The 25986-nt window shown below is 59.8% G+C and carries 21 protein-coding genes and 1 pseudogene; 11 read left to right on the plus strand and 11 right to left on the minus strand.

The genetic code is table 11. The features are described from left to right. Positions 1-155: 155 nt before the first annotated feature. The 3 genes from ACMX25_RS23585 (at position 156) to ACMX25_RS23595 (ending at position 1941) form a co-directional block, all read left to right on the plus strand. Positions 156-923: a response regulator transcription factor gene (locus tag ACMX25_RS23585; RefSeq protein ID WP_414952468.1), complete on the plus strand. Its 768-nt coding sequence runs from the start codon at positions 156-158 to the stop codon at positions 921-923. Positions 924-1262: 339 nt separating this feature from the next. Continuing rightward, positions 1263-1496 carry a hypothetical protein gene (locus ACMX25_RS23590; protein WP_414952469.1) on the plus strand — a complete coding sequence of 78 codons (234 nt, stop codon included), beginning with the start codon at positions 1263-1265 and terminating at the stop codon, positions 1494-1496. Positions 1497-1710: 214 nt separating this feature from the next. Then, complete coding sequence (locus ACMX25_RS23595) at positions 1711-1941, plus strand: hypothetical protein (protein WP_414952470.1); 231 nt, start codon at positions 1711-1713, stop codon at positions 1939-1941. Positions 1942-1984: 43 nt separating this feature from the next. On the opposite strand, the gene ACMX25_RS23600 is transcribed toward ACMX25_RS23595, so the two are convergent. From ACMX25_RS23600 to ACMX25_RS23610, 3 genes are all read right to left on the minus strand, one after another. After that, positions 1985-3001: a DMT family transporter gene (locus ACMX25_RS23600; RefSeq protein ID WP_414952471.1), complete on the minus strand. Its 1017-nt coding sequence runs from the start codon at positions 2999-3001 to the stop codon at positions 1985-1987. A gap of 31 nt (positions 3002-3032) precedes the next feature. Then, positions 3033-3662: a TetR/AcrR family transcriptional regulator gene (locus ACMX25_RS23605; protein ID WP_414952472.1), complete on the minus strand. Its 630-nt coding sequence runs from the start codon at positions 3660-3662 to the stop codon at positions 3033-3035. A gap of 66 nt (positions 3663-3728) precedes the next feature. Continuing rightward, positions 3729-4595, minus strand: a complete 867-nt coding sequence (locus tag ACMX25_RS23610; protein WP_414952473.1) for a LysR family transcriptional regulator — start codon at positions 4593-4595, stop codon at positions 3729-3731. Between the two features lie 191 nt (positions 4596-4786). Here ACMX25_RS23610 and ACMX25_RS23615 point away from each other — a divergent pair, with 191 nt between their 5' ends. After that, positions 4787-5221 (plus strand): VOC family protein, encoded by a 435-nt coding sequence (locus tag ACMX25_RS23615; protein ID WP_414952474.1) that lies wholly within the window; start codon positions 4787-4789, stop codon positions 5219-5221. Positions 5222-5306: 85 nt separating this feature from the next. Here the strand turns inward: ACMX25_RS23615 and ACMX25_RS23620 are convergent, their stop codons facing one another. Continuing rightward, the gene (locus ACMX25_RS23620; protein WP_414952475.1) at positions 5307-6110 is read right to left on the minus strand and encodes a transglutaminase-like domain-containing protein; all 804 of its coding nucleotides are present in this window, start codon (positions 6108-6110) and stop codon (positions 5307-5309) included. Positions 6111-6211: 101 nt separating this feature from the next. Next, complete coding sequence (locus ACMX25_RS23625) at positions 6212-7357, minus strand: zinc-binding metallopeptidase family protein (RefSeq protein WP_414952476.1); 1146 nt, start codon at positions 7355-7357, stop codon at positions 6212-6214. Between the two features lie 261 nt (positions 7358-7618). Between ACMX25_RS23625 and ACMX25_RS23630 the strand changes: the two genes are divergently transcribed. Genes ACMX25_RS23630 through ACMX25_RS23640 form a run of 3 tightly spaced genes read left to right on the plus strand, consistent with a single transcriptional unit; the run spans position 7619 to position 14592 of the window. Next, positions 7619-11074 (plus strand): transglutaminase family protein, encoded by a 3456-nt coding sequence (locus tag ACMX25_RS23630; RefSeq protein WP_414952477.1) that lies wholly within the window; start codon positions 7619-7621, stop codon positions 11072-11074. 30 nt (positions 11075-11104) lie between these two features. Then, a complete protein-coding gene (locus ACMX25_RS23635) occupies positions 11105-13678 on the plus strand; it encodes a circularly permuted type 2 ATP-grasp protein (protein ID WP_414952478.1) in 2574 nt (857 codons plus the stop codon). Beyond that, complete coding sequence (locus ACMX25_RS23640) at positions 13675-14592, plus strand: transglutaminase family protein (protein ID WP_414952479.1); 918 nt, start codon at positions 13675-13677, stop codon at positions 14590-14592. The genes ACMX25_RS23635 and ACMX25_RS23640 overlap by 4 nt, the downstream gene beginning before the upstream one ends. 46 nt (positions 14593-14638) lie before the next feature. Here the strand turns inward: ACMX25_RS23640 and ACMX25_RS23645 are convergent, their stop codons facing one another. After that, positions 14639-16198: a methyl-accepting chemotaxis protein gene (locus tag ACMX25_RS23645; protein WP_414952480.1), complete on the minus strand. Its 1560-nt coding sequence runs from the start codon at positions 16196-16198 to the stop codon at positions 14639-14641. Between the two features lie 158 nt (positions 16199-16356). After that, on the minus strand, positions 16357-16971 hold the full coding sequence (locus tag ACMX25_RS23650; RefSeq protein ID WP_414952481.1) for a glutathione S-transferase: 615 nt from the start codon (positions 16969-16971) through the stop codon (positions 16357-16359). Between the two features lie 155 nt (positions 16972-17126). Here ACMX25_RS23650 and ACMX25_RS23655 point away from each other — a divergent pair, with 155 nt between their 5' ends. Continuing rightward, positions 17127-18020 (plus strand): LysR substrate-binding domain-containing protein, encoded by an 894-nt coding sequence (locus ACMX25_RS23655; protein ID WP_414952482.1) that lies wholly within the window; start codon positions 17127-17129, stop codon positions 18018-18020. Positions 18021-18073: 53 nt separating this feature from the next. After that, positions 18074-18697 (plus strand): trimeric intracellular cation channel family protein, encoded by a 624-nt coding sequence (locus tag ACMX25_RS23660; protein ID WP_414952483.1) that lies wholly within the window; start codon positions 18074-18076, stop codon positions 18695-18697. Between the two features lie 16 nt (positions 18698-18713). Here the strand turns inward: ACMX25_RS23660 and ACMX25_RS23665 are convergent, their stop codons facing one another. Continuing rightward, positions 18714-19634 carry a LysR family transcriptional regulator gene (locus tag ACMX25_RS23665; protein WP_414952484.1) on the minus strand — a complete coding sequence of 307 codons (921 nt, stop codon included), beginning with the start codon at positions 19632-19634 and terminating at the stop codon, positions 18714-18716. Between the two features lie 284 nt (positions 19635-19918). On the opposite strand from ACMX25_RS23665, the pseudogene ACMX25_RS23670 reads away from it, so the two are divergent. Both ACMX25_RS23670 and ACMX25_RS23675 read left to right on the plus strand, forming a co-directional pair. Continuing rightward, positions 19919-21441, plus strand: a pseudogene (locus tag ACMX25_RS23670) (MFS transporter). Between the two features lie 126 nt (positions 21442-21567). Next, complete coding sequence (locus ACMX25_RS23675) at positions 21568-21786, plus strand: hypothetical protein (RefSeq protein WP_414952485.1); 219 nt, start codon at positions 21568-21570, stop codon at positions 21784-21786. 153 nt (positions 21787-21939) lie between these two features. Here the strand turns inward: ACMX25_RS23675 and ACMX25_RS23680 are convergent, their stop codons facing one another. From ACMX25_RS23680 to ACMX25_RS23690, 3 genes are all read right to left on the minus strand, one after another. After that, positions 21940-22854 carry a PhzF family phenazine biosynthesis protein gene (locus tag ACMX25_RS23680; protein ID WP_414952486.1) on the minus strand — a complete coding sequence of 305 codons (915 nt, stop codon included), beginning with the start codon at positions 22852-22854 and terminating at the stop codon, positions 21940-21942. Positions 22855-22975: 121 nt separating this feature from the next. After that, positions 22976-23608, minus strand: a complete 633-nt coding sequence (locus ACMX25_RS23685; protein ID WP_414952487.1) for an ankyrin repeat domain-containing protein — start codon at positions 23606-23608, stop codon at positions 22976-22978. Positions 23609-23757: 149 nt separating this feature from the next. Then, the gene (locus ACMX25_RS23690; protein WP_414952488.1) at positions 23758-25812 is read right to left on the minus strand and encodes a M3 family metallopeptidase; all 2055 of its coding nucleotides are present in this window, start codon (positions 25810-25812) and stop codon (positions 23758-23760) included. Positions 25813-25986: the final 174 nt, after the last annotated feature.

Raw genomic sequence — 25986 nt, forward strand, 5'->3', positions numbered from 1 at the left:
GACGGCGAACTATTTAACGGCACGGATAGAAGAGACTTGAATCGGAAATATCGTGCGTGTAGTCTGCGGGGCTAGATCAAAAAAAATATGGAGGCTTGCGCGTGGAGAAAACGTCTGCGAGCCATTGAACCGGGACCTACCAGCATGTCCGTGATATGTATTTGACGAGCCGAGAAACCGGCCTGGTTTCCGATATCTTCGCCGTGCTTGCCGATTCGCTTCCTGAGCAGTTAATGCGGCAGGAAGTGGGTGTTCGCATGCTCAGCTTGCTGCGCGCGGATCATCTCGGGTCATATGTCTGGGACGAGACGAAGAAGGAATTCGTCAACCGGGTCTCGTTCAACATGTCGGAAGACAATCTGTCCGAGTACGAGAAGTACTACCAGTATCGCGATACTGTGACCCCCCGGCTGCAGAATTTCCGGGCTGCCGTTCGTGTGACGAATGTGATTCCGCAAGGCGAATTAATGCGGACTGAGCTGTTCAACGACTTTCTGCGTCGTGACGGTTTGCACTGGGGCATGAATGTGTATGCGTGGACCGGCGATGAGAATATTGGCGACTTGCGTATCTGGCGCGGTAAACATCGGGAAGATTTCTCCGATCACGACCTTGCCATGGCTGAATTCATACGCCCCGCTTTTACCGCTGCACTTGCGCGAGCACGCACCGCAGCCGGCATGACAGAGGCGTCTGGACCGCAAGCCAAGCTGATTTCAGAGGACGTGCTGAAGAACCTGACGGCGCGCGAGCGCGATGTAGTCGGCCTCGTGGTGGAAGGGTTGCTCGACAAGGAAATTGCATTCCGTCTGGGCATTTCTTATACGACGGTCCGTACGCATATTGACCGCTCTTTCCATAAGCTCGGTGTTGGAAGCCGCTCCAAACTGATTCGCGCCGTTCAGACAAACCGGCAGCAGTAGGGCGCGCGGGCGACAGTATTTTTTATCAATGTCCTGTATTTTGAAATAATCTTCGCTTAGCGCTGCGCCAAGCCACGCGCTGCCTGAATGGAAGTGCGAAGACCGTTGAATGAAGGTCAAATAAGCGCTTCAACAGAATCACGTTCGTTTGCAATACTCCCCTTAGCCCAGTAACGGACTCTTATTGCACTGGCCCGGTGCGATTGTCCGTTCTCGTTTATCGTTTTTTCCTCAACACAATCAATAGACGTTATTGCCTGGCGTAAATCCTCAGAATTGAGGATTCGCCAGCGGCGAAGTCACGGTAATGTCGGCTACTTTGCTACTGGAGCGCGAGCCGTGAGCTTTGACCAGACCTTCCAAGCAGCCCCCCGACATCCATTATTGGTCGAGCAAGAGATCGCGCATCTGGAGCGGCTCGTTCCGCGCTGGAACGACGATGGCGGTATTTCGGTACTGGGCCAGGCGTATTGGCGCAAGCGTGTCGTTGATCTGGCGCGTGGTTCGGAGTTGACGCCAACCCAGCACGCGACCGTGCAGCGAATACTCGAATGCGTGAACACGCCAATTTGATCGTGACGCAGAGAATTGGGCAATGAGCTGTGCCGTAAGTTGAGTTGAACGCTTGAAGGATTGAAAGGGCCGTCGCACACAAGCGTCAATTGCCGGGCTTTGGTTTTATGCCTTGGCTTGGTGATTCGCAGGCGTTGCGCATAGATACATCGATAACTAAAAAAATTCCTGATTGTTACTCCAGCTTCCATCGCATCAACCTAATGAGAGAGGGATGAATATGGAAATGCAATACCGAGGATCAACCATCCGACCCATGGTCGCCCCCGTCAAAGGCGCCTTCGATTCATTCGTGATCATCCGGGACGAGCATGGAAATCAACGCTCGCATGGCACGCTGGGCCGCTTCGCTTCGCATAATGCCGCGACGAACTTTGCGGTCGTCTGGGCAATAGCGAATGTGGATGGAGATGCAACACCGCGAGCGCCGTTCGAGATTACCTGACGACGTGCGCTGGCGTAATCCGAGTGTCGATACCGGCCCGGCTTTACGAACCCGCAGCCAAGCGACGCGTGCGGCCGCGTAAGTAAAGGTTGTTGAGAATCAGCGCCGCGCCCGTCATGCAAGCGCCCGCAATCTGCAGGTGAGTCGGGATTAATCCGCTCATCGCCGACACCACGAATGTTGTCACGGGCAGTACATCCATGAACAACACGCCATTGAGCGGGGTAAGAATCCTGTTGCCCATGTTCCAGAACAGGATGGCGATAAAACCCGCGACGGGTCCCATATAAAGCAGGTGCGGGACAATATCGATCAGCATTGCCGTGGTCGGCACCGGCACGACGTGAAGCACGTATAACAGCCCGTTCAGCCCGATAATCGTAGTCAGGCCCAGCAGCGTGGTCATGGTCGTGTATTTGAGCGCGGACCATGTTTTGAAGGCCGACGCACTGAACGTATAGATCACCCAGCACAGCGCACCCACCACGATCAACGCGTTCGCCGAGTAGTGCTGAGGCTCGCTCAGGAGCACCGCAATTTCGCCTTTTGTCACGACCAGCGCCACCCCGGCAAACGACATCAGGATAAACAGGAACGAATACAGCGGCGGCAGGATCTTGCGCGCGATCGAATTCACGATCAAGCCCATCATCGGCTGGGTTGCCATCATGATAGATGCAGTGAGTGCGCCGTCGCTTCCGGCGAGTTGCTGTCCGAGAAAAACAAAAGAACCGAATCCACAAAAGCCGATTGAACCCAGCAACCACGCGAGCGCAATAGGTTCGCCCTTGAACCGGAATGCGCTCGGGCCTTCTTTTACGCGCAACAGAACGAGAAACGCGCTGCCGGCGATCATGTAACGCAGCGACGTGAACGTGAATGGATCGACGTAGCGAAGTGCGCTTGTCATGACGGGAAACATGATGCCCATCAGGACTGTCGCGCACACGCAGAGCAACACACCTGTCATGTATCCGGGGCGCACAGCAACAACGGATTCGCTTTGCACGGCGGCCGGGCTAACCGCGATAGCCGCCTGATGCTCGATTAGTTTATTCATGACCTATCGTTCAAAAATTAGGGAAAAATTTTTAGAGCAGCGCGCGCAAGGTCATATCGACAATGCCGGCCAGCTTCTTTTCACTTGTTTCGACCTTGCCCAGCACCCGCATGCCTTGCACGATGCACAACAGATAAGTACCGGCAGCGTTTTCGTCGAGATCGGCGCTGAAGTCTCCCGCTTGCTGGCCGCGCACCACGGCGGCGGTGAGTTGAGCACCAATGCGCTGGAGCGTGGTTTCAATATAAGGCCGCAATACGTCGTCTGCCGGAAGCAGTTCAAGTGCTGCATTGGTGATGAAACAGCCATGGCGTCCGGCCAGGTCGGCGCTGAGCCGGGTGTAATGAAGCAGCGCTTCGCGCAGGCATTCACGCGGCGGCAGATCGGCGGCCAGCCGCTCTTTGAGGCGGGCAACCGCACCGTCGGCATAACGTTCGAACGCAGCGATCAACAAGCCGTGCTTGTCGCCGAATGCGCCGTACAAGCTGCCTCGCAGCAGGCCCGTTGCATCGCATAAGGTGCCCACCGAGGTCGCGTGATAACCGCCTTCCCAGAACACGCGGCCAGCAGATTCGACGACTTCGTCGAGGTCGAACTCACGCGGGCGTCCACGTTCTTGCGAGCGATCGGCAGGTTGCGGCAGAGAGGAATTTTTTGTCATGCGTGGATATTATGACCTCTCGTTCAATAAATCAAGGCAGCGTTTTTGTGGCTCAGGCTCGGACTCTCATCGCGGCAGGACTGCACAGACCGACCCGGCGAATTGCACGGTGACGGTCTGCTCGTTTCTCGTCTGCCGCTGGACGAGGCCGATTTCACGCGTGAAGGTCTCGTCGCCCAGCGACAACGCGCGCACGGTTTTGGGCATATGCAGCGCGGACGATTGCGGGATCAGCGCAACGCCCACCCCATGCGCCACGAGCCCGACGATTCCCTGCAGTTCGTCCAACTCGACCACGTCCTGCACCGTGACGCGAATTCTTCTGAGAAAGCGGTCGACGAGACGGCCTCCAAACGAGCTTCGGTCGTATCGAATGAAAGGCTCGGACTTGAGCAGCGCGCGCCACGGCTGATCCGCCAGTTCGCGCGGGACCAGCAGGACGAAACTTTCAGTGAGCAGGGTGCGCCAGTGCAGTTCGGACGGCAACGCGAAAGGCGGTTTGATGATTACCGCGACGTCGATCTCGCCGGAGTCCACCTGCGCAAGCAAGTTGAGCGACACGCCGGGAATCATGCGGATTCGCCAGCCGGGAGACGTCTGCCGGAACAGGTCGATGGCGCTAACCAGAAACGACGCCTGCGCCGAAGCAATGGCCCCAACCCGCAGCAAACCGGACTGTTCCGCCGTGCCGCCGCGCGCCGCCAGGCGGGCGTAGACCGACAACAATTCCTCGGCGGACTCGACCGTCTGCTTGCCCGCGGCATTGAGCGTGGCCGAGCGCCCGGTCCGGTCGAACAACGGAAAACCCAGGTCTTCCTCCAGCCGCTGGATCTGTGCGCTGACAGCCGATTGCGTCAGCCCGATATGCGCTCCGGCGCTCGCGAACGTCCCGAAACGCACTACCGCCAGGAAGGTTTTTAGCTCTCGCATCATGATTTTATCGACCGCTTGAGTGGTGCTTTCGCAGGTTTTGATTAATCAATTTTATTGATGCTGAGCTAAAAAAACTATCGCTATTCAACTATTCTGGTTGATCCTAAACTGTGTTTCCCTGGCGCGACGTCCGGGACAAACCCTGTGCGCGTAGTCAACCACATTCCGTTCAACCGATATCCGAGCCTCCCATGAGCGACACCCCTGCTGCGATTTCCCCTTTTCATCTCGCCTTTCCGGTCCATGACATTGCGGCCGCTCGCGGGTTTTATGGCGACCTGCTCGGCTGCCCGGAAGGCCGTAGCTCCGCCGACTGGGTGGACTTTAATTTCTACGGGCATCAGATCGTCGCCCATCTTGCGCCGGACGAAATTGGTCATCGGAAGACGAGCAAGGTAGACGGCGATGCAGTCCCGGTCCGGCACTTCGGCGTAGTGCTGCCGATGGATCAGTGGCAAGCGACATCGGACAAACTCACGGCGGCAGGCGTGGAATTCATCATCGAGCCGCATGTGCGCTTCAAGGGCGAAGTCGGGGAGCAGGCGACCATGTTCTTCCTGGACCCGTCGGGCAACGCGCTCGAAATCAAGGCGTTTGCGAACATGGCTTCGCTGTTTGCGAAGTGATAGCGGCGGCCATGTCGGCACTTAGCGGACCCATGCACTGAAATGCAGGGTCGCACACAATGTACTGTGCGAAACGCCGCGCAGATTACTGAGGCTCGCAGACCACGTTGAACCTGACGAGTGTCGTCGATCCGAACGTGTTGCTCAAGGCGACATCTGCGGCATCACGGCCTCGGGCCATCAACACGCGTCCGGTGCGCGGCGCGTTGTTACGCGGATCGAATGTCTGCCACGTGTTGCCCAGGTACACCTCGATCCACGCGCAAAAATCCATGGGTGCGTAGGGCGGCGGCAGACCTATATCGCTGATATACCCCGTGCAGTAGCGGGCCGGAATATTCATCGCGCGGCATAACGCGACCGCCAGATGCGCAAAGTCCCGGCACACGCCTACTCCTTCCCGATACGCTTCGAACGCCGTCTTGGTCGGACGCGCGCAGTTGTAATCGAAGCGTATGTGCCGATGAACATAGTCGCAAATAGCCTGCACCCGCGCACGTCCAAGCGGGGTGTGGCCGAACATCTGCCAGGCGGCATCGGAGAGCAGATCGGTCTCGCAGTAGCGGCTGCCGAGAAGGAACTGCATGCACTCGTCGGGCAGTTCTTCAACGGCATGCTGATAACCGTTCGGCTCAACCAACTCCGGATACGGCGGCACATCGATCAATCCCTCGGTCGACAGCGTGAGCCACCCTGGCGGCGCCACCAGCCGGCTGCACAGATTGCCAAATGAGTCGTGATACTGCGAGTAGGGCACTGGCGGGTTGACCCTCAGGATGTCCGGCACAAGGATGCTCTGCGCGCGCGACGCGTGCATGTTCAGCATGAGCAGCATCGGTGTCGGCTGCACGCATTCGTAGACCAGTTCGTAACCAACGCGGAGCTTCATCGGACTGACCTTTTTTAGATTGGAGCGCTTGGGTTGAGGCGTGAACGGCCGGAGTCAAAACCATAAAGTTAAAATACATCGAACTCCTGATCAAACCATGATTAACCGGCTGCGGCCGCCGGCTGGTCCTGCGGGTCTTGCTTGATTTCCTGCTGCACCTCAGGCTTTGCCTGTTGCTGAGCGCCTGCATTCGCAATCACCTTATGGACGAAACGCAGCTTGGCGACGACCTTCGGCGAGAGCGTGAACGGGTACGCATCGGCGAGGCCGAGACTTCGGTTCAAGCTGTTCAATGCATACATCAATGGAAACCATTGCTCCATCAGCGTATTGAAGCTGGTGTTCTCGACCGGCTCGATTTCAGTGAGCGACGGTTCGTTGTCGGACTTCGGATCGAGCTTGAATCCACAGGCCGCGGCGGTGTCCACTGTATCGACGATATGCAGGTAATGAGCCCACGTCTCAGCCCAGTCTTCCCACGGATGCGTGGTGGCGTAGGCGCTCACATAGGACTGGTCCCAGTCGGCGGGCGGTCCATTGTCGTAATGCGCTTGCAGTGATTGGGCGTAGTCGGCCCGTTCGTCGCCGAACATCTCGCGGAACGGCTCTTCCCACTGCGTATTCGCCACGAGCCGATCAAAATAGTAGTGGCCTATCTCATGCCGGAAATGCCCGAGCAGGGTCCGGTACGGCTCGTGCATATCGGCGCGCATGCGTTCACGCAACGCGTCGTCGGCTTCGGCTATGTTCATCGTAATGAGGCCGTTGTCGTGACCGGTCAGAACCTTCGCCCCCATGTTGCCGTCTTCGAGAAATTCGAACTGCAAACCGGTTTCGGGATTGGTCCGCCGTGAGTCGGTGTTCAGCCCGAGTGCCGAGAGCGCAAACAGCAAGCGCCGCTTGGCCGTCTCCAGTTTGTACCAGTAGACCCGGTTGTTTGGCTGCGTGAGATTGGGGATGGTCTGCGTCAGGCTGCACGCCGGGCACAGCACATCCGGCGAGTCGGCCGGGATCATCCAGTTGCAGACATTCTCCAGCGCGTAGTTATTGCACTGCCGAAACAACGCGCCATTAGCCGATGGATTCAGCGCACGCCATAGCGGAATACCAGTCGTATCGCCGGCCGGCTCGAACGCGCAAACTTCGGACAATTCAGGCACGAAGCCCAGCAACGCCGCGCAGGATTCGCATTTCACGTTCTCGAAAAAAACGTGATGCTGGCAACGGCCGCAATGGAAAGTTTTCATATTGAAGAGATAGGCTGAAACACAGGGCGTGGTGGCTGGATGGACCGTATCAAGCAAGCCACGTGCCGCCGCAGGAACGGTCCGGCCCAGACGGAAAGGGCGTTTTGCGCGCTAGTTTGGTGCATCGACGGACACTTGAAATGGCTTAAAACGCAGTAATGCGTGCATGGAAGTTCCCAGCAGCCTTGCCCGATGGCGCGCGCAGCCAAACGGCATGGACCTTGCTTTTGAAGATTGCCAAAATTCGTCCAGGAGTCAGGTGTGTCAATCCGTGTCGCGTTGAACCATGTCACGCACTACCGTTATGACCGCCTAGTCGGCCTTTCACCGCAGGTCGTGCGCCTGCGGCCCGCGCCGCATTGCCGTACCCCGATCGTTTCCTATTCGATGCGGGTCGAGCCAGCCGAACACTTCATCAACTGGCAGCAGGACGCGTTCGCCAACTATCAGGCACGGCTTGTCTTCCCCGAGAAAACGCGGGAGTTCAAGATCACGGTCGACCTGGTCGCCGAGATGGCGGTGTACAACCCCTTCGACTTCTTCCTCGAGCCCTATGCCGAGAAATTCCCCTTTGCATACGAACCCGAACTCGCGGCAGAACTTGCGCCGTATCTGATCAAGCGCGAAGCAACGCCGCTGCTGGCCAAGCTGGTCGAGAGCATCGACAAAACGCCTCAAGCCACCGCCGATTTCCTGGTCGGGTTGAACCAGCGGTTGCAGCAGGACATTGGCTACGTGATTCGCATGGAACCCGGCGTTCAGACGCCGGAGGAGACGCTCGACAAGGCGCTGGGATCGTGTCGCGACACAGGCTGGCTGCTCGTCGAAACCTTGCGTCAACTCGGGCTGGCGGCGCGTTTCGTGTCGGGTTACCTGATCCAGCTCGCCCCCGACCAGAAGTCCCTCGATGGCCCGAGCGGCACCGAAGTCGACTTCACCGACCTGCACGCGTGGTGCGAGGTCTTCCTGCCCGGCGCGGGATGGATCGGACTCGATCCGACCTCCGGGCTGCTGGCCGGCGAAGGCCATATCCCCGTTGCCTGTACGCCTGAGCCGGGGAGCGCCGCGCCTATCTCCGGCGCGGTCGATGAAAGCGAAGTCGAGTTCGAGCACATCATGCAGGTGCAGCGCGTGCTCGAAACGCCGCGCGTGACGAAGCCGTACACGGAAGAAGTGTGGGCCGCCGTGCAGAAGATGGGCGCGCAAGTCGACCAGGAACTCATCGACATGGACGTGCGCCTGACGATGGGCGGCGAGCCCACGTTCGTCGCCGTGACCGACCGCGATGCCGCGGAATGGAACACCGACGCACTGGGCCCGACGAAGCGCGGTTATGCCCTCTCGCTGATGGACAAGTTGCGTGCGCGTTATGGCGTGGGCGGCTTCCTGCATCTCGGGCAGGGCAAGTGGTATCCGGGCGAGCAGTTGCCGCGCTGGGCCATGTCGCTGTTCTGGCGCGCGGATGGCGAGCCGATCTGGGAAGACCCCAAGCTCTTCGCAGACGAACGCGATCCGGGCCGGTACACGGCCGAAGATGCACGGCGGTTTATCGAACATCTGGCGAACAAGGTCTCGCTTGATCCTTCGTATATCCAGCCCGGTTTCGAAGACACGTTCTATTACCTGTGGCGTGAACGCCGCTTGCCGGTGAACGTCGACCCGTTCGAATCCGAACTCGACGACGAGATGGAACGCATGCGCTTGCGTCGTGTGTTCGATGCGGGTTTGTCCGAGGTAACGGGCTACGTGCTGCCTATTGCACGCGAACGCGATGTCCCCATGCAAGCGCCAACGTGGGTTAGCGGCCCCTGGTTTTTCCGCGATGGCCGGATGTACCTGATTCCCGGCGACTCGCCGATGGGGTATCGGCTGCCGCTTGAATCGCTGCCTTGGGTGAGCGCGGGGGACTATCCGTATCAGCATCCGCACGATCCGTTCGGGCCGCCAGCGCCGTTGCGCCAGGCGATGGAACTGCGCATGCAGTATCGCGGTGAGCCGGTGGCGGGGGAGAGCGTAGAAGCAGGAGCGGGTACGGGCACGGGTACCAGTGCGGTTTCAGGCACCGGACGCGCGCCCACAAGCGGGCCCATAACCTCAACCCGCGAGCCATCGCGCGGCGAGTCCGCGTCGTGGATCCGCCGTACCGCGTTATGCGTCGAAGCACGTGATCCGGCGCGTGCGGCAGGACCTGACGTCGAAGCGAAATCGTTTGGCAGCGGCAAGAGCCTGCTGCATGTGTTCATGCCGCCGCTGACTGAACTCGATGACTACCTCGACCTGCTCGCGGCTATCGAAGCAACAGCCGCCGATCTGCGTATGAAGGTGGTGATCGAAGGGTATCCGCCGCCACGCGATGCCCGTCTCAAGATGCTGCAAGTGACGCCGGACCCGGGCGTGATCGAGGTGAACATTCATCCGGCGTCGAGCTGGGATCAACTCGTCGATCACACCGAGTTTCTGTATCAATCGGCGCACGAAAGTTATCTCAGCACCGAGAAGTTCATGACCGACGGCCGGCACACCGGCACGGGCGGCGGCAATCACTTCGTGCTGGGCGGCGCGACACCTGCCGACAGCCCGTTCCTGCGTCGCCCCGACTTGCTCGCCAGCCTGATTGCGTACTTCATCAACCATCCGTCGATGTCGTATCTGTTCTCGGGATTGTTCCTTGGACCGACGAGTCAGGCGCCGCGTGTTGACGAGGCGCGCAACGACCAGTTGTATGAGTTGGAGATTGCGTTCAAGGAGATCGAACACCAGCTCGAACGTCTGGGCGGACGCGACAGCGCGTTACTGCCGCCGTGGCTGATCGACCGGACGTTGCGCAACCTGCTGATCGATGTAACCGGCAACACGCATCGCGCGGAATTTTGCATCGACAAGCTGTATTCCCCCGATGGCCCCACCGGCCGCCTCGGCCTGCTCGAACTTCGCGGCTTCGAAATGCCGCCGCACGCGCGCATGAGCCTCGTCCAGCAATTGCTCCTGCGAGCGCTGGTCGCGCGCTTCTGGGACAAACCCTACACCACCCGCCTCACGCGCTGGGGCACGGAACTGCATGACCGTTTCCTGCTCGGCACGTTTATCGAAATGGATTTCCACGATGTGATCGCGGACCTGAATGAAGCCGGTTATGCGTTCGAAACTGAATGGTTCGCGCCGCATTTCGAGTTCCGTTTCCCGCTGGTGGGCGCGGTCCAGACGAACGGTATCGAACTGACGGTGCGCAGCGCGCTGGAGCCGTGGCACGTGATGGGCGAGCAGGGGTCGCCGGGCGGGACGGTGCGCTACGTGGATTCGTCGGTGGAGCGCATGGAAGTGCGGGTGCTCGGTCTCAACGATAACCGCCATGTGGTGACGGTCAACGGCGTGCCGTTGCCGTTGCAACCTACCGGGCGGGTCAGCGAGCATGTCGCCGGCGTACGTTTTCGGGCATGGTCGCAGCCGACGGCGCTGCATCCGTCAATTGGCGTGGATGCACCGCTTACCTTTGACATTGTTGACACCTGGAGCAACCGGTCCATAGGCGGATGCCGGTATCATGTAGCCCATCCGGGTGGCCGCAATTACGTGACCTATCCGGTCAACGCATATGAGGCGGAAAGCCGGCGGCGCGCGCGCTTTTTCAGAATCGGCCATACGCCTGGGCGCATGGTCGTGGAAGAACCGAAACGCAGCCTGGAGTTTCCTTTCACACTCGATCTGCGCCGACGGTAACCTCATCAACTTCAACGGTAGCTGCTCAATTTGGCCTTCCAATCAACGCTTCCGTTTGAAGCAATCGCGAACCGCGCGAGTGTGTCGTCACACCTTCGCGCGGTACCGGTCCGGGAGGGCCATTGGGACGAACTGCGCGACGCGGCGGGCCAGTTGCGCGCGCCGTGGCGGCAATTCTTCGAGCTGCTCGGCGACGACGGCATAGCCGGCCTCGACCGTGCCACCGCGTCCATTGCGCAGCAAGTCCGCGATAACGACATCAGCTACAACGTCTACGCCGACGGCGGCGAGCCCCGGCCGTGGGCGCTGGACCTGCTGCCGTTTCTTATCGAAGAGGGCGAGTGGTCGGTGATCGAGCGCGCGGTGACCCAGCGCGCGAAGTTGCTCAACGCCATCGTCGCCGATATTTACGGGCCCCAGACGCTGCTTCACGATGGCCTGCTGCCGCCCGCGCTTGTGTATGGACATCCAGGATATCTACGCTCGGTGAAGGGGTTCGTGCCGCCCGGCGCGCAGTATCTGCAGCTTGTTGCGGTGGACCTGACGCGTGCCCCTAACGGCGCATGGACCGTGATGGCGCACCGGACGGAAGCGCCTTCCGGACTCGGCTATGCGCTGGAAAACCGGCTGATCGTCTCCGACGTATTCGCCGAGGCGTTCCGTTCGATGAAGGTCCAAAGGCTCGCCCCGTTCTATTCGCAACTGATCGCGGCACTCGTCCAGGGCGGCCGGGCGATGATGTCGGGTGAAGGGTCGCCGCACATCGCGCTGCTGACCCCCGGGCCGTTCAGCGAAACCTTCTTCGAGCATGCGTTCCTCGCGCGTTATCTTGGCGTCACGCTGGTCGAGGGCAAGGACCTGACCGTACGCGACGACATGTTGTTCCTCAAGACATTCGCCGGACTGGAACGGGTTCATGTCTTGATGCGCCGTCTCGACGATGCATTCTGCGACCCGGTCGAATTGCGCGCTGATTCGACTATCGGCGTGCCGGGTCTGTTGCAGGTCATGCGGGCCGGCAACGTGATGGTATCCAACGTGCCGGGCTCGGGTTTTGTCGAATCGCCGGCGCTGCACGGTTTCCTGCCGGCCATCTCGCGGGCGCTGCTCAACGAGCCGCTGGAACTCGCCAGCGTACCCACGTGGTGGTGCGGTGAAGAGGCTGCGCGTGAAGCGGTGCTGGCACGTCTGGACAAGGCCTTCGTCATTCCCACCTGGCCGGGTTTGCCGCTCAACGGCGGCGGCCCGCGCGGGTTCGGTGACGGCCTGCAACCGCTGGCCGGCTGGCGCACGCGGATCGACGCCATGCCGGACGCGTTCACCATCCAGAATCTGTTCCCGAGTTCGCACGCGCCGCGTTATGAAGACAACACGCTGACGGGACGGCCATCGGTGTTGCGCGTTTATGCGATTGCGAATATCGATGGCGGCTGGTCCGTGATGCCGGGCGGATTCACGCGGCTTGGGGCGGAGCGGCAGCCGTCGGTATCGATGCAATTCGGCAGCAGCAGCGTCGACACCTGGGTGCTGTCGAGCAAGCCGGGTTCGACCTTCTCGCTGCTCCCCACGCCGATGAAACCAGCGGACCTTGCGCGCAAGCATCGGACGGTATCGAGCCGCGCGGCAGAAAACCTCTTCTGGGCCGGCCGATACGGAGAGCGCGCCGAGAACAACGTGCGCTTGCTGCGCGTGATCCTTTCGTCGATCGACAGCAACGACTCCGAGGGTATGCTGGAGACCTTGGTGGACCTGGCGTGGCAATGCGGCCTGCTACCCCCCGGCACGCCGCTGCAAGGGCACACGGCGCGTGGGCTCGAACGTTTGCTGGTCGCGAACATTGGAGAGAACGGCGCCGCGGCGAGTATCGGCCAGAACCTCGCAAGCCAGGTGCGCGCGAGCAGCGAGATTCGCGGACGTCTTTCAACCGACCACTGGCGCACGATCCTGGCCGCGCGCAACGATTTCCGCGATGCCATCCAGCAGTTCAAACCGGGGCCGGGCGTGGAGCGCTATGACCGCGTGAAGCTCACACGAACGCTTGAAACACTATCGACGCAATTGCTTGCCATCAGCGGCGCGCAGGGCGACCGCATGACGCGCGACGAAGCGTGGAAGCTGGTGTTCGCGGGACGGCATATCGAACGCGTATGGACCATGACCACCTTCCTGCGCGTGGCCGCCGAACACGGTCAGATGACAACGCCCGCCGGGTTCGACCTGCTGCTGCAATTGTTCGACAGCACGCTGACGTATCGATCGCTTTACCCCGGACGTTTCGAGGTCCCCGCACTGATCGACTTGCTGGTGGTCGAGCCGAGCAACCCGCGCGGTTTGTATGGCGTGTACTCGCGCCTATGCACGAAGCTCAACGAGATCTCGGTGGCGGCCGGCAACACAAACCACGGCGCATTCAGCGACGCAACGCTGTTGCTGAAGTCGCTGCGAGGGCTCGAGCAGCTCTGTACCACCGACGAAGACGGCAACTACGGCGAACTCATCCAGGCTTGCGAGGCGCTCGGCGATCACGTGAGCGCCGCTGCGCATGAAATCAGCGCGCGTTACTTCAGCCACGCGAATACGCAGGCATTGCAGGTGTCGTCGTGAAGATTCCGAAAACCGTGCTGTGGGTGTCGCACCGGACGACCTACCGCTATTCAACGTACGTGGAGACGGCTCAGCATCTCGCGACTATCCGGCCGCAGAACTGCGCATGGCAGCGGGTGATATCGCACACCGAAAGCATTGAGCCGAAGCCGCCGTACATCAATCATCGCGTGGATACCTTCGGTAACGACGTGCTGTATTTTTCGCTCGAGTCGCCGCACCGGTCGTTGCAGATGGTCAGTGAAACGACCGTTGAACTGACGCCGCGATGGGCGTCGCTCGATCCGGCGACCACGCCCGCATGGGACGAAGTCGCAGACGGTATGCGTTTCAGCGCTCATTCGCCGTTTCGCCCCGAGACCGAGTTTTGCTTTGCGTCGCCGAACGTCAGTCTCGGTCAGGATCTTCGGGATTACGCACTAAAAAGTTTTCCTGCGGGCAAGCCGCTGGCAGAAGGGGCGATCGACCTGATGCACCGGATTCATGCGGACTTCAAGTACAAGCCTTTGGCTACGTCTTATGACACGCCTGCTCATCGGGCGTTTGAAATGCGCCATGGCGTCTGTCAGGATTTTGCGCAGGTGATGATCGGATGCATGCGTTCTCTCGGATTGCCGGCGCGGTATGTCAGCGGGTATCTGCGTAACGATCCCGCGCCGGGGCAGGAGAAGCTGATCGGCGCGGATGCGTCGCATGCGTGGGTGTCGGTGTTTTGCCCCGGCAGCGGCTGGATCGATCTTGATCCGACCAACGACGTGCTCGCCGATCTGGAACACGTGACGCTTGCCACGGGCCGGGACTATAGCGACGTGTCGCTGTTGCGCGGGATGATTCTCGGCGGCGGGTCACATCGGATAGATGTGGGCGTGACCGTGCTGGCGCTGGACGCCGAGTCCGATTCGGACGCTGATTAAGCGACCTTGCGCGCTCGCATTAAACGTACTGCGAGCGCTCCTCTCATCAATGCCCAACCGTAAATAAGCGCACGGCGTCGTCGAGCACGTCCGCTCGTTCGGCCAGCCGCTGCGCAGTGGCCGCAGCCTGCTCGACCAGTGCGGCATTCTGCTGTGTCGAGCCGTCCAGATGCGCGACCGCCTGGTTCACTTGACGAATGCCCTCGGCCTGCTCACTGCTCGCATTCGCCACCTCGCCGATGATCGTCGCGACCCGCAGCACGGCGGCATCGATTGCGCGCATCTGGCTGGTCGTACGCGACACCAGGTCGGTCCCTTCCGCGATCTGCGCCACGCTCGTTTCCACCACCGCCTTGATCTCCTTCGCCGACGCCGCGCAGCGTTGCGCCAGGTTGCGCACTTCGGTGGCGACCACTGCGAACGAGCGGCCCGCTTCGCCTGCACGTGCTGCTTCCACCGCCGCGTTCAGCGCGAGGATATTCGTCTGGAACGCGATGCCGTCGATCACGCCGATGATGTCTGCAATGCGCTGCGAAGCCGTGTTGATGCCGGCCATGGTCTGCTCGACCTGGATAGCAATCTTGCCGCCGTCGCTGGCTGCGTCCTGGGCGTCCTTCACCAGATCCAGCGCGCGTACACTCGCGTCCGCGTTGCCTTTTACCGTGGTGGTCAGTTGATCCATGGTCGAGGCGGTTTGCTGCAGCGATGCCGCCTGCAACTCGGTCCGGCGCGACAGATCCATGTTGCCGCTCGAAATTTCGCGCGTGGCATCCATCATCCCGCCGATCTGCCCGCGTACATCGAGGACCATGGCCGACAGGTTCGCCTTGAGCTGGTTCAGTGCGCGCTGGACGTCGCCGAGGTCGTCGCGGGCGCCGGTTTCCATCGCTGCCGTCAGATCGCCGGCCGCCATGCGCGTCGCGAATCGGGACATGGTGCGCACGGGTGCGCCGACGTGATGTGAAACGGTCGCCCAGCCGATCGCGCTCACCAATGCGCTTACGCCGAAGGCGATCCACAAGGGCAGTGGTGGAAGTCCCCGGTACGCGATCGATCCAGTCGCGAGCACCGCCATGGGTCCCGCGGCGTAGCCGATCGCAATGCGCGACGCGACCGGCATGCGCGCCAGTTCCGCGAGCTTGCCGGCCAGCCCGGTGCGTACAAGCGCGCCTTGTTTGAGACGCAGTGAACCCATTGCACCGGTGCGCATCCGCGCATACAAGGCAGATGACTCCGCCACTTCGTCGCGGCCCGGCTTCACGCGCACGCTGAGAAAACCGACCGCCTTGCCATGCTCGATAACCGGAGTCACGTTCGCGCGAACCCAGTAGAAGTCGCCATTCTTGCGGCGGTTCTTGACGAGGGCGGTCCAAGGGCGGCCTTGCTGGATCGTCGCCCACATGTCGCCGAACGCTTCGCGCGGCATATCAGGATGGCGGATCAGATTGTGCGGCTGGCCGATGAGTTCTTCTCTCGAATAGCCGGAGACTTCGATAAACGCAGGATTGCAGTACTTGATGTTGCCTGAAAGATCCGTGGCCGAAACGAGCATGTCCGAAGCCGGAAAGTCGTACTCCTGCTGCGAGACGGGCTGATTATTTCGCATTGATTGTGTCCTTTCTCCGATCTGGAACGTGACGCGAGAACGGTGTCGCTTCTCGCGTTACAAGGACATAACGGCGGTTAACCACTTTTACTTTAGGGTTTTTACACTTAAAAGTGAGTAAGGGTATTCATTCGCGGGGATAAACGCATTGTTATCGCCTATTCAGGCGGCGTGCCCTCGAACGCTGGCGTTTGCTCGGCGAAAACCGAGAACGCCCGTAGCCTGGGATAGTCCGCCTCGACAACTATCTTCGGCACCATCATCTGCGTAAATCTCCAGGCGACAGCGACCGTCACGCCGGCCTGTCCAAGCCGCCTTGCGTCGATAGGGAGGGTTGCCAAAGCCATCTCCGCTTCGAGCTCCGCGTATGCCGCGAACAACTGAGTCGTGACACGATCGATCCACGGCTCATGCTGTTTTTCAGGGGGACGCAGGTTGCGTTCATAGACAATCTGAACCGTTTTCTCACACGCCGCTAACGCAAGGCCCGTGAGTCTGGCTGCCCGCAAACGATCCTCCGCGCGGTCCGGCGCCGGCATGATCGATGGGTTGGCAATGCTTGATACATAGTCGAGGATCAGCGTGGAATCCATCAGGTTTTGACCATCATCGAGGATCAGGGTGGGCGCCTTGACGACCGGGTTGAGGTTGCGAAATTCCTCGAAATCACGGAACACGGAAACCGGGCGATGTTCGAAATCGAGCTCAAGCAGCTTGAGGCAAATAGCCACTCGACGCACGTATGGCGAGTCCAGCATTCCGATCAGTTTCATTGGCTTCCCGTTAGAATATCTATCACGTGGGTGTCTTCACGCATGCTGCTAATAGCGCCGGTACAAGCGTTAAGACAACCGTTTGCATCAGATTATCCAGTTAACCAATGCATGAAAAGCGACATAAACAAACGTCTTCGGTAAGCAAAACTTACATGAACAATATCCCGCCTTTGACCGCGCTCCGATGTTTCGAAGCGGCTGCCAGGCTCGGCGGCGTCACGCTCGCTGCGCGTGAACTTCACGTGACACACTCGGCAGTCAGTCAGCAGATCAGGATTCTCGAAGACACCATGGGCGTTGCGCTCTTCGTACGTGAAGCGAGAGGATTGCGGCTGACGGAAGAGGGGCGTCTCTATGCGCTTGAGATACGCTCGGCGCTGCGCGACATTGCCAACGCAACGCTTTTGGCGCAGGCCCGGCCTCAAGAGAGCGAACTGGTCATCGCCACGCTGCCGTCGTTTGCGTTGCACTGGCTGCTGCCGCGCTTGACGAGTTTCCGCGAGCGCCATCCGTATTACCGAGTGCGCTTGCAGACGAGTCTTGAGATACAGGACATGCGGCACGGTCTCGCCGATGTCAGCATTCGAATGGGACAAGGCCACTGGCCCGGTCTCGCCCAGAAAGAGTTGTTCAGCGATGAACTGCTGGTCGTGGCTGCGCCGCATTTCAACGGCGGCCAGCTTCCTCGCTCGGCTGAAGAGGCTGTGGCGTGTCCATTGATACGAAGCACCGATGCACCCTGGACCGACTGGTGCCGGGCAGCCAATGTGCGTGAACCCAGCAACGTGAGCGGACTGTTCGCGAACGATTCGAACATCGTATTGGGGGCGGTGATGCTGGGGCAGGGCATTGCGCTTGAACGTCGCACGCTTGTTGCAGATGCGCTTGCTCGCGGCGAGCTCGTTCAGATCACCGGCATACACGTGCCGTACCCCTATCCGTATTGGCTCGTCTGGCAGCAGCGTGAAGCGTTGAGCGTGAAGCAGTCGCATTTCATGGAATGGATTGATGCCGAAGTGAAGCGCTATCTAAAGCTTGCCGCTTGATGTCGAACCGCGCGTTCCCGATACTCCGACAACCTCCATCGCAGACCTGAACGATGAAGAAAATCGAAACGATAGTCCTGGCAGCCGATCTTGCGGGCACAGCCGTGTTCGCCGCCGAAGGCGCAATCAGCGCCATGCAGAGTGGACTCGACCTGCTCGGCGTGATGGTGCTGTCGTTTGTCGTGGCGCTGGGCGGCGGCGTGATTCGTGACCTGCTGATCGGCGCGACGCCGCCTAATGCAGTTCGCGACTGGCGCTATCCGGCGCTTGCGTTCCTGACGGGCTTGCTGACGTTCATCTTTCATGGCAAGGCCCGCACGCTCTCGCCGAACTTGCTCATGGTGCTGGACGCCGCCGGGCTGTCGTTGTTCGCCGTCGCGGGCGCGCAGAAGGCGCTGAGCTACGACATCGGGCCTTTCATATCGACGCTGATGGGTACGATCACCGGCGTGGGCGGTGGCGTCATACGCGACATCTTGCTGGCGCGCGTGCCCATGGTTCTAGTCGCCGATATCTACGCGAGCGCCGCGTTCGCGGGAGGGGTCGTCCTGGTCGTCGGCCGCCGCTTCGGACTTTCGCCGATAACCGCCGCGCTCCTGAGCGGCGCCGCGTGTTGCATCTTGCGCGTGGCGTCTGTCACGTATGGGTGGCAGTTGCCGAAAGTCGCACCTTGGTGAAGGTGCAAGACACGTCTTAGCTGTCTTGATCTTTACCCGCGATCATTGCGGGAATCTCGGCGACCAGTGCGTCAATAGCGCGGCGTGTCTTCGACGACAGGTAGCGTGTTTGCGGCCACACGGCGTGAATATCCTGCGGCTGCGTTCCACAGTTATTCATCACCGTCACCAGTTCACCTGTCTTCTCGTAACGCGACAGCAGCCAGCTTGGCAACCAAGCCAACCCAAAGCCTTCGATAGCCGCCGCAGCGATCGCCTGCACATCGTCCAGACTTACTTGCCGCCGAATGTTGACCTGCCGCACCTGGCCGTCAATATCCCGTAGCTGCCACGGCGACGTGGCGCCCGCGCGCGAGTAAGCAATGCCGGCATGCCCGTCCATTTCTTCAAGGCTTGCAGGCAACCCATGCCTCGCAACATACGACGGCGCCGCGCCGATGCTCGAGTACTGCACGCCCAGGCGGCGCGCGGCGAGGCTCACGCTGTCGCGTAACTCGCCGATGCGAATGGCGAGATCGAACCCTTCTTCCACCAGATCCACCGCGCGGTCAGTGAACGAAATGTCGATCTGCAATTGTGGATGCCTCGACGCGAGGCGCAGCAGCACCGGCGCCACGCAGAGATGACCGAAAGCGATGGGCACGCTGACGCGCAAACGGCCGCGCGGTTCGCGCCTCCCGCTTTCCAGGTCGGCCTCGGCTGCATCGAGTTCGGCCAGCGCCCGCACGCACCGATCGTAGTACGTCTGCCCATCTTCGGTCAGGCTCTGGCTGCGCGTGGTGCGATGAAGCAGGCGCACACCGAGACGCGATTCGAGCCGTGAGATCACCTTGCCGACGGCTGAGCGCGTCAGGTTCAACCGTTCGGCAGCCAGCGCAAAACTGCCGGATTCAACCACCTGCACGAACGTGCTCACGCCGTGGAGCTTGTCACTCATACTTGACCTTTATTGGTTCCACGAAGGATTCATTAAGAGGAAAGCAATGAATCAATGACGACTTCAATTCCCTCTATATTACCTTTTCACCTGCTAGCGCCATGCGTTGCCTGCATTGCTTTTAGCGCGGGTCCATTCAATCTTCCTGTCGGAATCAACATGCCGAGTTATCGAATCGATCTCAGTGGTTTATCCCGTGTGTATTGCAAGTCGGCACACCCACGTTTCACGTCGATATGCGGGAGGCGCGGGTAGCCGGTGCTTCTGGCTACCCCTTGATATTCATGACACTCACTCATCCCAACAAAAATTCCATCGCACTGGCTGGTATTTGCCTGGCTTCGCTTATGTTCGGCCTCGAAATATCCAGCGTGCCGGTGATATTGCCCACCCTTGAAACAGTATTGCGGGGCAGTTTCAAGGAAATGCAATGGATCATGAATGCGTACACCATCGCGTGCACGACAGTCCTGATGGCGACCGGGACGCTTGCAGACCGGTTTGGCAGGAAGCGCATTTTCATGATCGCCATTGTGCTGTTTGCGATCACCTCGCTGATTTGCGGGCTCGCGCAGAGTGTTTCCGTATTGATCGTGAGCCGCTTTCTTCAAGGCATGGCCGGCGGGGCAATGCTGATTTGCCAAGTGGCCGTGTTATCGCATCAGTTCCGGGCGGGACAGGCCCGTACCCGGGCCTTTGGCGCGTGGGGCATCATATTTGGCATCGGCCTCGGTTTTGGGCCGATTGTGGGCGGAATCATTGTCGCGGTATCGATTGGAAATGGGTGTTTCTCATTCACGTTCTGATCGCGATAGTGACGGTGATTCTTGTGTTCAAGGGGGTTCAGGAATCCAGCGACCCGCAGGCGAAAAAGCTGGACCTGTTGGGAATGATCACGCTTTCGCTATCGGTTTTCGGTCTGGCGTATTTCATCACGCAAGGGTCCGACCTTGGTTTTACGAGTATCAAGGGCATCGGGATCATTGCCGCATCTGCCGTTAGCCTTATCCTTTTCATAATCGCGGAAAAGAACAACGCTCATCCGATGTTCGATTTTTCCGTGTTCCGGATACGCAATTTTTCGGGCGCGCTATTTGGATCGATGGGCATGAATTTCAGTTTCTGGCCATTCATGATTTATCTGCCGATTTATTTCCAGAGCGCCCTCGGATATAACAGCGTGACTGCCGGTTCAGCATTGCTGGCTTATACGCTTCCCAGGCTTGTCATACCGCCATTGGCCGAACGTCTTTCGCTTCGATATCACCCGGGTGTCGTCATTCCACTTGGCCTGTTTACGATCGGTACCGGCTTTATCCTGATGCGGGCCGGTAGCGGCGCCGTGCATGCCAGTTGGCTGACCATGCTGCCCGGCTGCCTGCTGGCCGGCATTGGATTGGGGCTCACTAATACGCCCGTGACCAACACGACGACCAGCGCGGTGCCGAGCACGCGCGCAGGCATGGCGTCGGGCATCGACATGAGTGCAAGGCTCATCTCGCTGGCCGTCAATATCGCGTTGATGGGGTACATCCTGATTGAAGGCATCTTGTCGGACTTGAGGAGCACGTTTTCCGGGTCGCTCGATGGACGGCAGTTGAGATCGCTGGCCGAACGAATAGCCGCAGGCGATGCTGTGTCGCAAGCATCGCTGGATTCGTCAGGAACGGTTGTTCATGCGGCGCTTGTGCATGGGTTCGGACTGGTCATGCTGTATGGCTGGATCGGCGCATGGGTACTGGCCATGGCCAGTTTCGTGATGTTCGGCCCGAGGAGACAGGCGCGGGAAACCAGTCCAGTGGTTTGATGAAAGGTCGGTGTTTCTTTGCTGACAGGCGAAGATAGCACCAAGAATTTTAAGCCCGGCCACTAACTCTTAAGTCTCTGTTTACCTATCATGTAGATGTGGGTGCAGAGGACGTGGGAGGGCATCATGGACCAGTTTGTGAATACGGTAATGGACATTATTGGAACCGCGTCTCGACTAACCCTGCACGGTTCTGCCATCGATTTGATCAACGTCCTGATCGGCCTCGGCGGCCTGGCGTTGGTGGCAATTATCCTGTTAATTAACGAGTCGAAGCGGCCCGGAGAAAAGCGCGAGAGCACAGGCGGTCATGTCCGGCATTGGTGGATGCATCATCGGCATTGAGCAGACCTTGCGCCGGTCGAGGAAGCGTTGGATTCGCCAAGTAAGCCGCCTGAAATGATACTCAGGATGCCTACTGTTGTTGAAAAAACGCGCGCGGCGCAAACGCCTTGTCGAGGGGCGATGCATGCCGCGCGCCGGCTCTTATGCGTCTAGTCAGTCAGCAGAAGCAAGCCAGAACGATCCTTCCATCACGCTGACGCATTTGCCGCCAATGCGGATCCTTGTCTTGCCGTCGTCAGCCTCCACAGTGGCGATCAAGACGCTCGGCCGCCCCATATCCACACCCTGACCCACTCGTAACACGAGATTCGACTGACCCCTGACCTTGGCCACGAGTGCCGCCATGGCCGCAGTTGCGCTGCCGGTCGCCGGGTCTTCCGTCATGCGGGGCGTGAACATGCGGGCTTGCAAATCGCAGCCGGTGCCTGTCTCGTCCGGGCCGGCATCGCGCGTATAGGCGTAGATCGATGTCGCGCCGTCGATGGGCAGAAAGCCTTTGTAAGCGATCGGGTTAGGTGCACATCGACGGAGTGCATCCCGGGACGCAAGTTCGACCACGACAAACGGAAGGCCGACCGAGGCGACTTGGGGTGGGTGAGCGTTCGTGAGGATATCGGCGGAATCGAGGGAAAGACATTGCGCTACGCGATCCGGCGGCACTTGCGACAGCAGGCTTAGCGGCTCCGGCGTAACGAGTTCGGCGCCAATCAGCTTTCCGTTTTCTTTCAGTTGAGTGACCGGAACCAAGCCCGCGGCTTCCTCAAACACGAGTTGATCCGGCAGGGGTGCCTGACTCGACGCCGCCCTTGCAGCCAATACAAACGCCGTACCAATGTTCGGATGTCCGGCGAAAGGAATCTCGCGGTTCGGCGTAAAAATTCTTACCCATGCCGTGTTGGCGGGATCGCGGGGCGGCAAGACAAATGTGGTTTCGCTATACCCGAATTCGACCGTGATCGCCTGCATCTGCTCCTTCGATAAACCCTCGGCGTCCAGTACGACAGCGACCGGATTACCCGCGAATTTCTGGTCCGTGAATACATCTGCCGTGACGTAGCGACGGTTCATGAATGCCTCCCTCTTTGATGGCGCTGACCAATGGTGAATCACTATTATTGCGCGAGGGACTGTCCGTGCGCCCTGTACACGTAGACGACGATGGACCGGCCAGTGGCGTGGACAGATGCATTCACTTTTGACCGCTCTTCAGATGCTCCAGCCGATCCACGATTTCCTTGGGCAAGCGTCTCGCTCGCGCAATGTCCACGGCATCGCGGCCTGCGGAATCCACTATCGACGGATCTGCGCCGGCTTTAATCAGGAGATCCAGCGTCTTCAGCCGCTTGAGCCGGGCGGCGTAGAAGATCGGCGTCTCACCATGCGCCCTGAGATTGAGTTCCGGTTTTGATTTAAGCAGGGCGCGACAGACAAGACCATCGTCGCGCCATACTGCCGCCCAAAGCGAATAGCTTGCGTTCGCCCCTCGCTGCAAGAGGAATTTGACCAACGGCAGGTTTTCGCCACGGGCGACGGCGTACCAAAGCGGCGTTGCCCGGAAATCACCTTCATCCTCGTTCATGGGTACTTCCCGTTCAAGCTTTGCGCCGGCGTCGAGAAGCGTTGTGACGGTTTCGATGCCGTCAGACTCGGCGAGTTCAGGGACGCTGTCGGGCTTGATTGCGCAAGCGCGATGGAGGGCCGTACGTCCTTGGGGATCGCTTGCCTCAACAAGCTCCGGCGCGAGGCCAAGGATCGCTGCGACGGTGGCGGCATCCCACATCGTAGCCGCAGCGAAAAGTGATGTCCTGGAAGGCTTGGCCATTGCCGAATCCTGTCGTTGACTGTCTTTCACTAACTTTGACTACTGTCTGCACGGCGCACCGCCATGCCGGCGAAGTAACTTTAGCCCCGCGAACTCGTGCCGGAGCGTGGCAATCCGCAAGCGAAGTCTACGCCTCGTAAAAACCCCCTTCATTCATTCCGCAGCAATCCCCGTTTGCGCAACATGGGCTCGGCGCGTGGGTCGTGGCCACGAAAAGCGCGGAACGCCGAACCCTGTTCGCGGCTGTCTCCCGCGCTATACACGTATCGATGCAGCTTGTCCGCTAACGCCGGATCGAATGCATTGCCGGCTTCTTCGAATGCGTCGAACGCATCGGCTTCCAGAACCTCCGCCCACATATAAACGTAATACCCGGCGGCGTAGTATTCGCCGCTGAAGATATGGCCAAAGTGAGGCAACCGGTGGCGCATGCCCACCTCATGCGGTACGCCGAGACGTTCCCGCTCGGCGAGCTCGAACTCGGCTATATCGATGCCTTCAGGATCGTTCCGCAGATGCAACGCCATATCGATCAAAGCCGACGATGCGTAGGCCACTGTCTGAAACCCCTGGTTGAAATTCTGCGAAGCCCGGATACGTTCGATCAGCGCAGCCGGGATAGGCTCGCCAGTGGTCACATGAAGCGCATGCTTCGCGAGCACTTCCGGCACCGTGGCCCAGTTTTCCATCAACTGGGAAGGCAGTTCCACATAGTCTTGCGGCACATTGGTACCCGACAGGCGACCATAGTTCACATCCGACAGCAAGCCATGCAAGCCGTGGCCGAACTCATGAAACAGCGTGCGGACATCGTCGAAACTCAGCAACGTTGGACCATTGTCGGTGCGGGCGAAGTTGTTGTTGTTCACCACGATAGGTGTAACCGTGCCGCCATTACGCCTCTGCTTGCGATAAACATGCATCCACGCACCGCCCTGTTTATTGGGCCGGGCATAGTTGTCGCCAAGGAAGATTCCCACCAGTTCGCCCGCGCGGCGCACTTCCCACAGGCGCACGTCCGGGTGATAAAGCGGCGAGCTCATTTGTTCTTGGGTTTGCTCGACAAACTGCAGCCCGAACAAGCGGTCCGCGCAATCGAACATGGCGGCTAGCATCGCGTCCAGACTGAAGTACGGTTTCACTTGCGCGTCGTCGAGTGCATAGCGGGTGACGCGCACCTTCTCGGCAAGGTAATACCAGTCCCACGGTTCGATGTCGGTGGGCTCGCCCAGCGAAGCAGCCTGCGCGGCCAAAGCCTGACGCTCCTGTTCAACGCTGATCTTCGCGGGTTCCCATACTTGACTAAGCAGCGCGTGGACCGCAGACGCGTTACCCGCCATGCGATCGGCAAGCGCGTAGTCGGCGAAATTGGCGTAGCCCAGCAGACGTGCTTGCTCTTGCCGCAGCAAGAGTATCTCGCGAGCGATCGGCCGGTTATCGCGTGCAGGGTTTTCTCCGCGACTGGTCCACGCGCGCCACGCCGTCTCGCGCAGATCACGACGGGTGGACCATGTAAGAAAGGGCTGCACCAGCGAACGCGAGAGCGTGATTACGTGACCCTCCGCACCGCGTTCCTTCGCTGCGCTGCGTGCCGATTGGCGCAGGAAATCGGGCAATCCAGCCAGGTCCGCTTCCGATGTCAGCGGCAACTGATAACTGGATTCGTCCGCGAGTATGTTTTGCGCGAACTGTGTTTGCAGATTCGCGAGGCGCGTGGCGATGGCGGCGAAACGCTCGCGGCCGGACCCTTGCAGCGTGGCGCCCGTGCGGACAAAATCGGTGTGCGTGCGTTGCAACAACCGCTGCGGCTCTTCACCAAGATCCAGCACGGCGGCTTGCTGATGGACTGCGTCCAGTCTCGCGAAGAAGCCGGCGTGCATGGCGACCTTGCTGTCGTGCGCGGCCAGCAACGGGGCCATCTCGCGTTGCACGGCCTGCAACGCGGACGGCGATTCGGAGGCGCACAGGTTTTCGAAAGCGAGGCGCACACGATCAAGCGTCGCGCCGGCTGCATCGAACGCGGCGACGGTGTTGTCGAATGTGGGCGTAGCCTGATTGTCAGCAAGCGCATCTATTTCCGCGAGATGCTGCTCGAAGAGCACGGCGAATGCGGGTGCGAAGTGCTCAGGCTGGATCTGCTGAAAGGGCGGCAATGCGTAAGGCATTTGCCAGTCTTGTAGCAGCGGGTTGCCGTTGTCGGTCATGTCGGTCCGCCTTTCAAGTATTGATGGTCACGAAGTGAACATCCGAAGTGGTCATGATAAGACATCGCACCTCAAGGTATCAGCGCCGGGTGTTTGAAAATCCGGGCAGCGCGCACGGCTTAAAAGTTGGATCATGCATCCTGCGGCGTATCTCGTCGTATGGGACACCGCCTC

It is taken from the genome of Caballeronia eucalypticola, from assembly GCF_047608185.1.
In the GTDB taxonomy this organism is placed as follows: domain Bacteria; phylum Pseudomonadota; class Gammaproteobacteria; order Burkholderiales; family Burkholderiaceae; genus Caballeronia.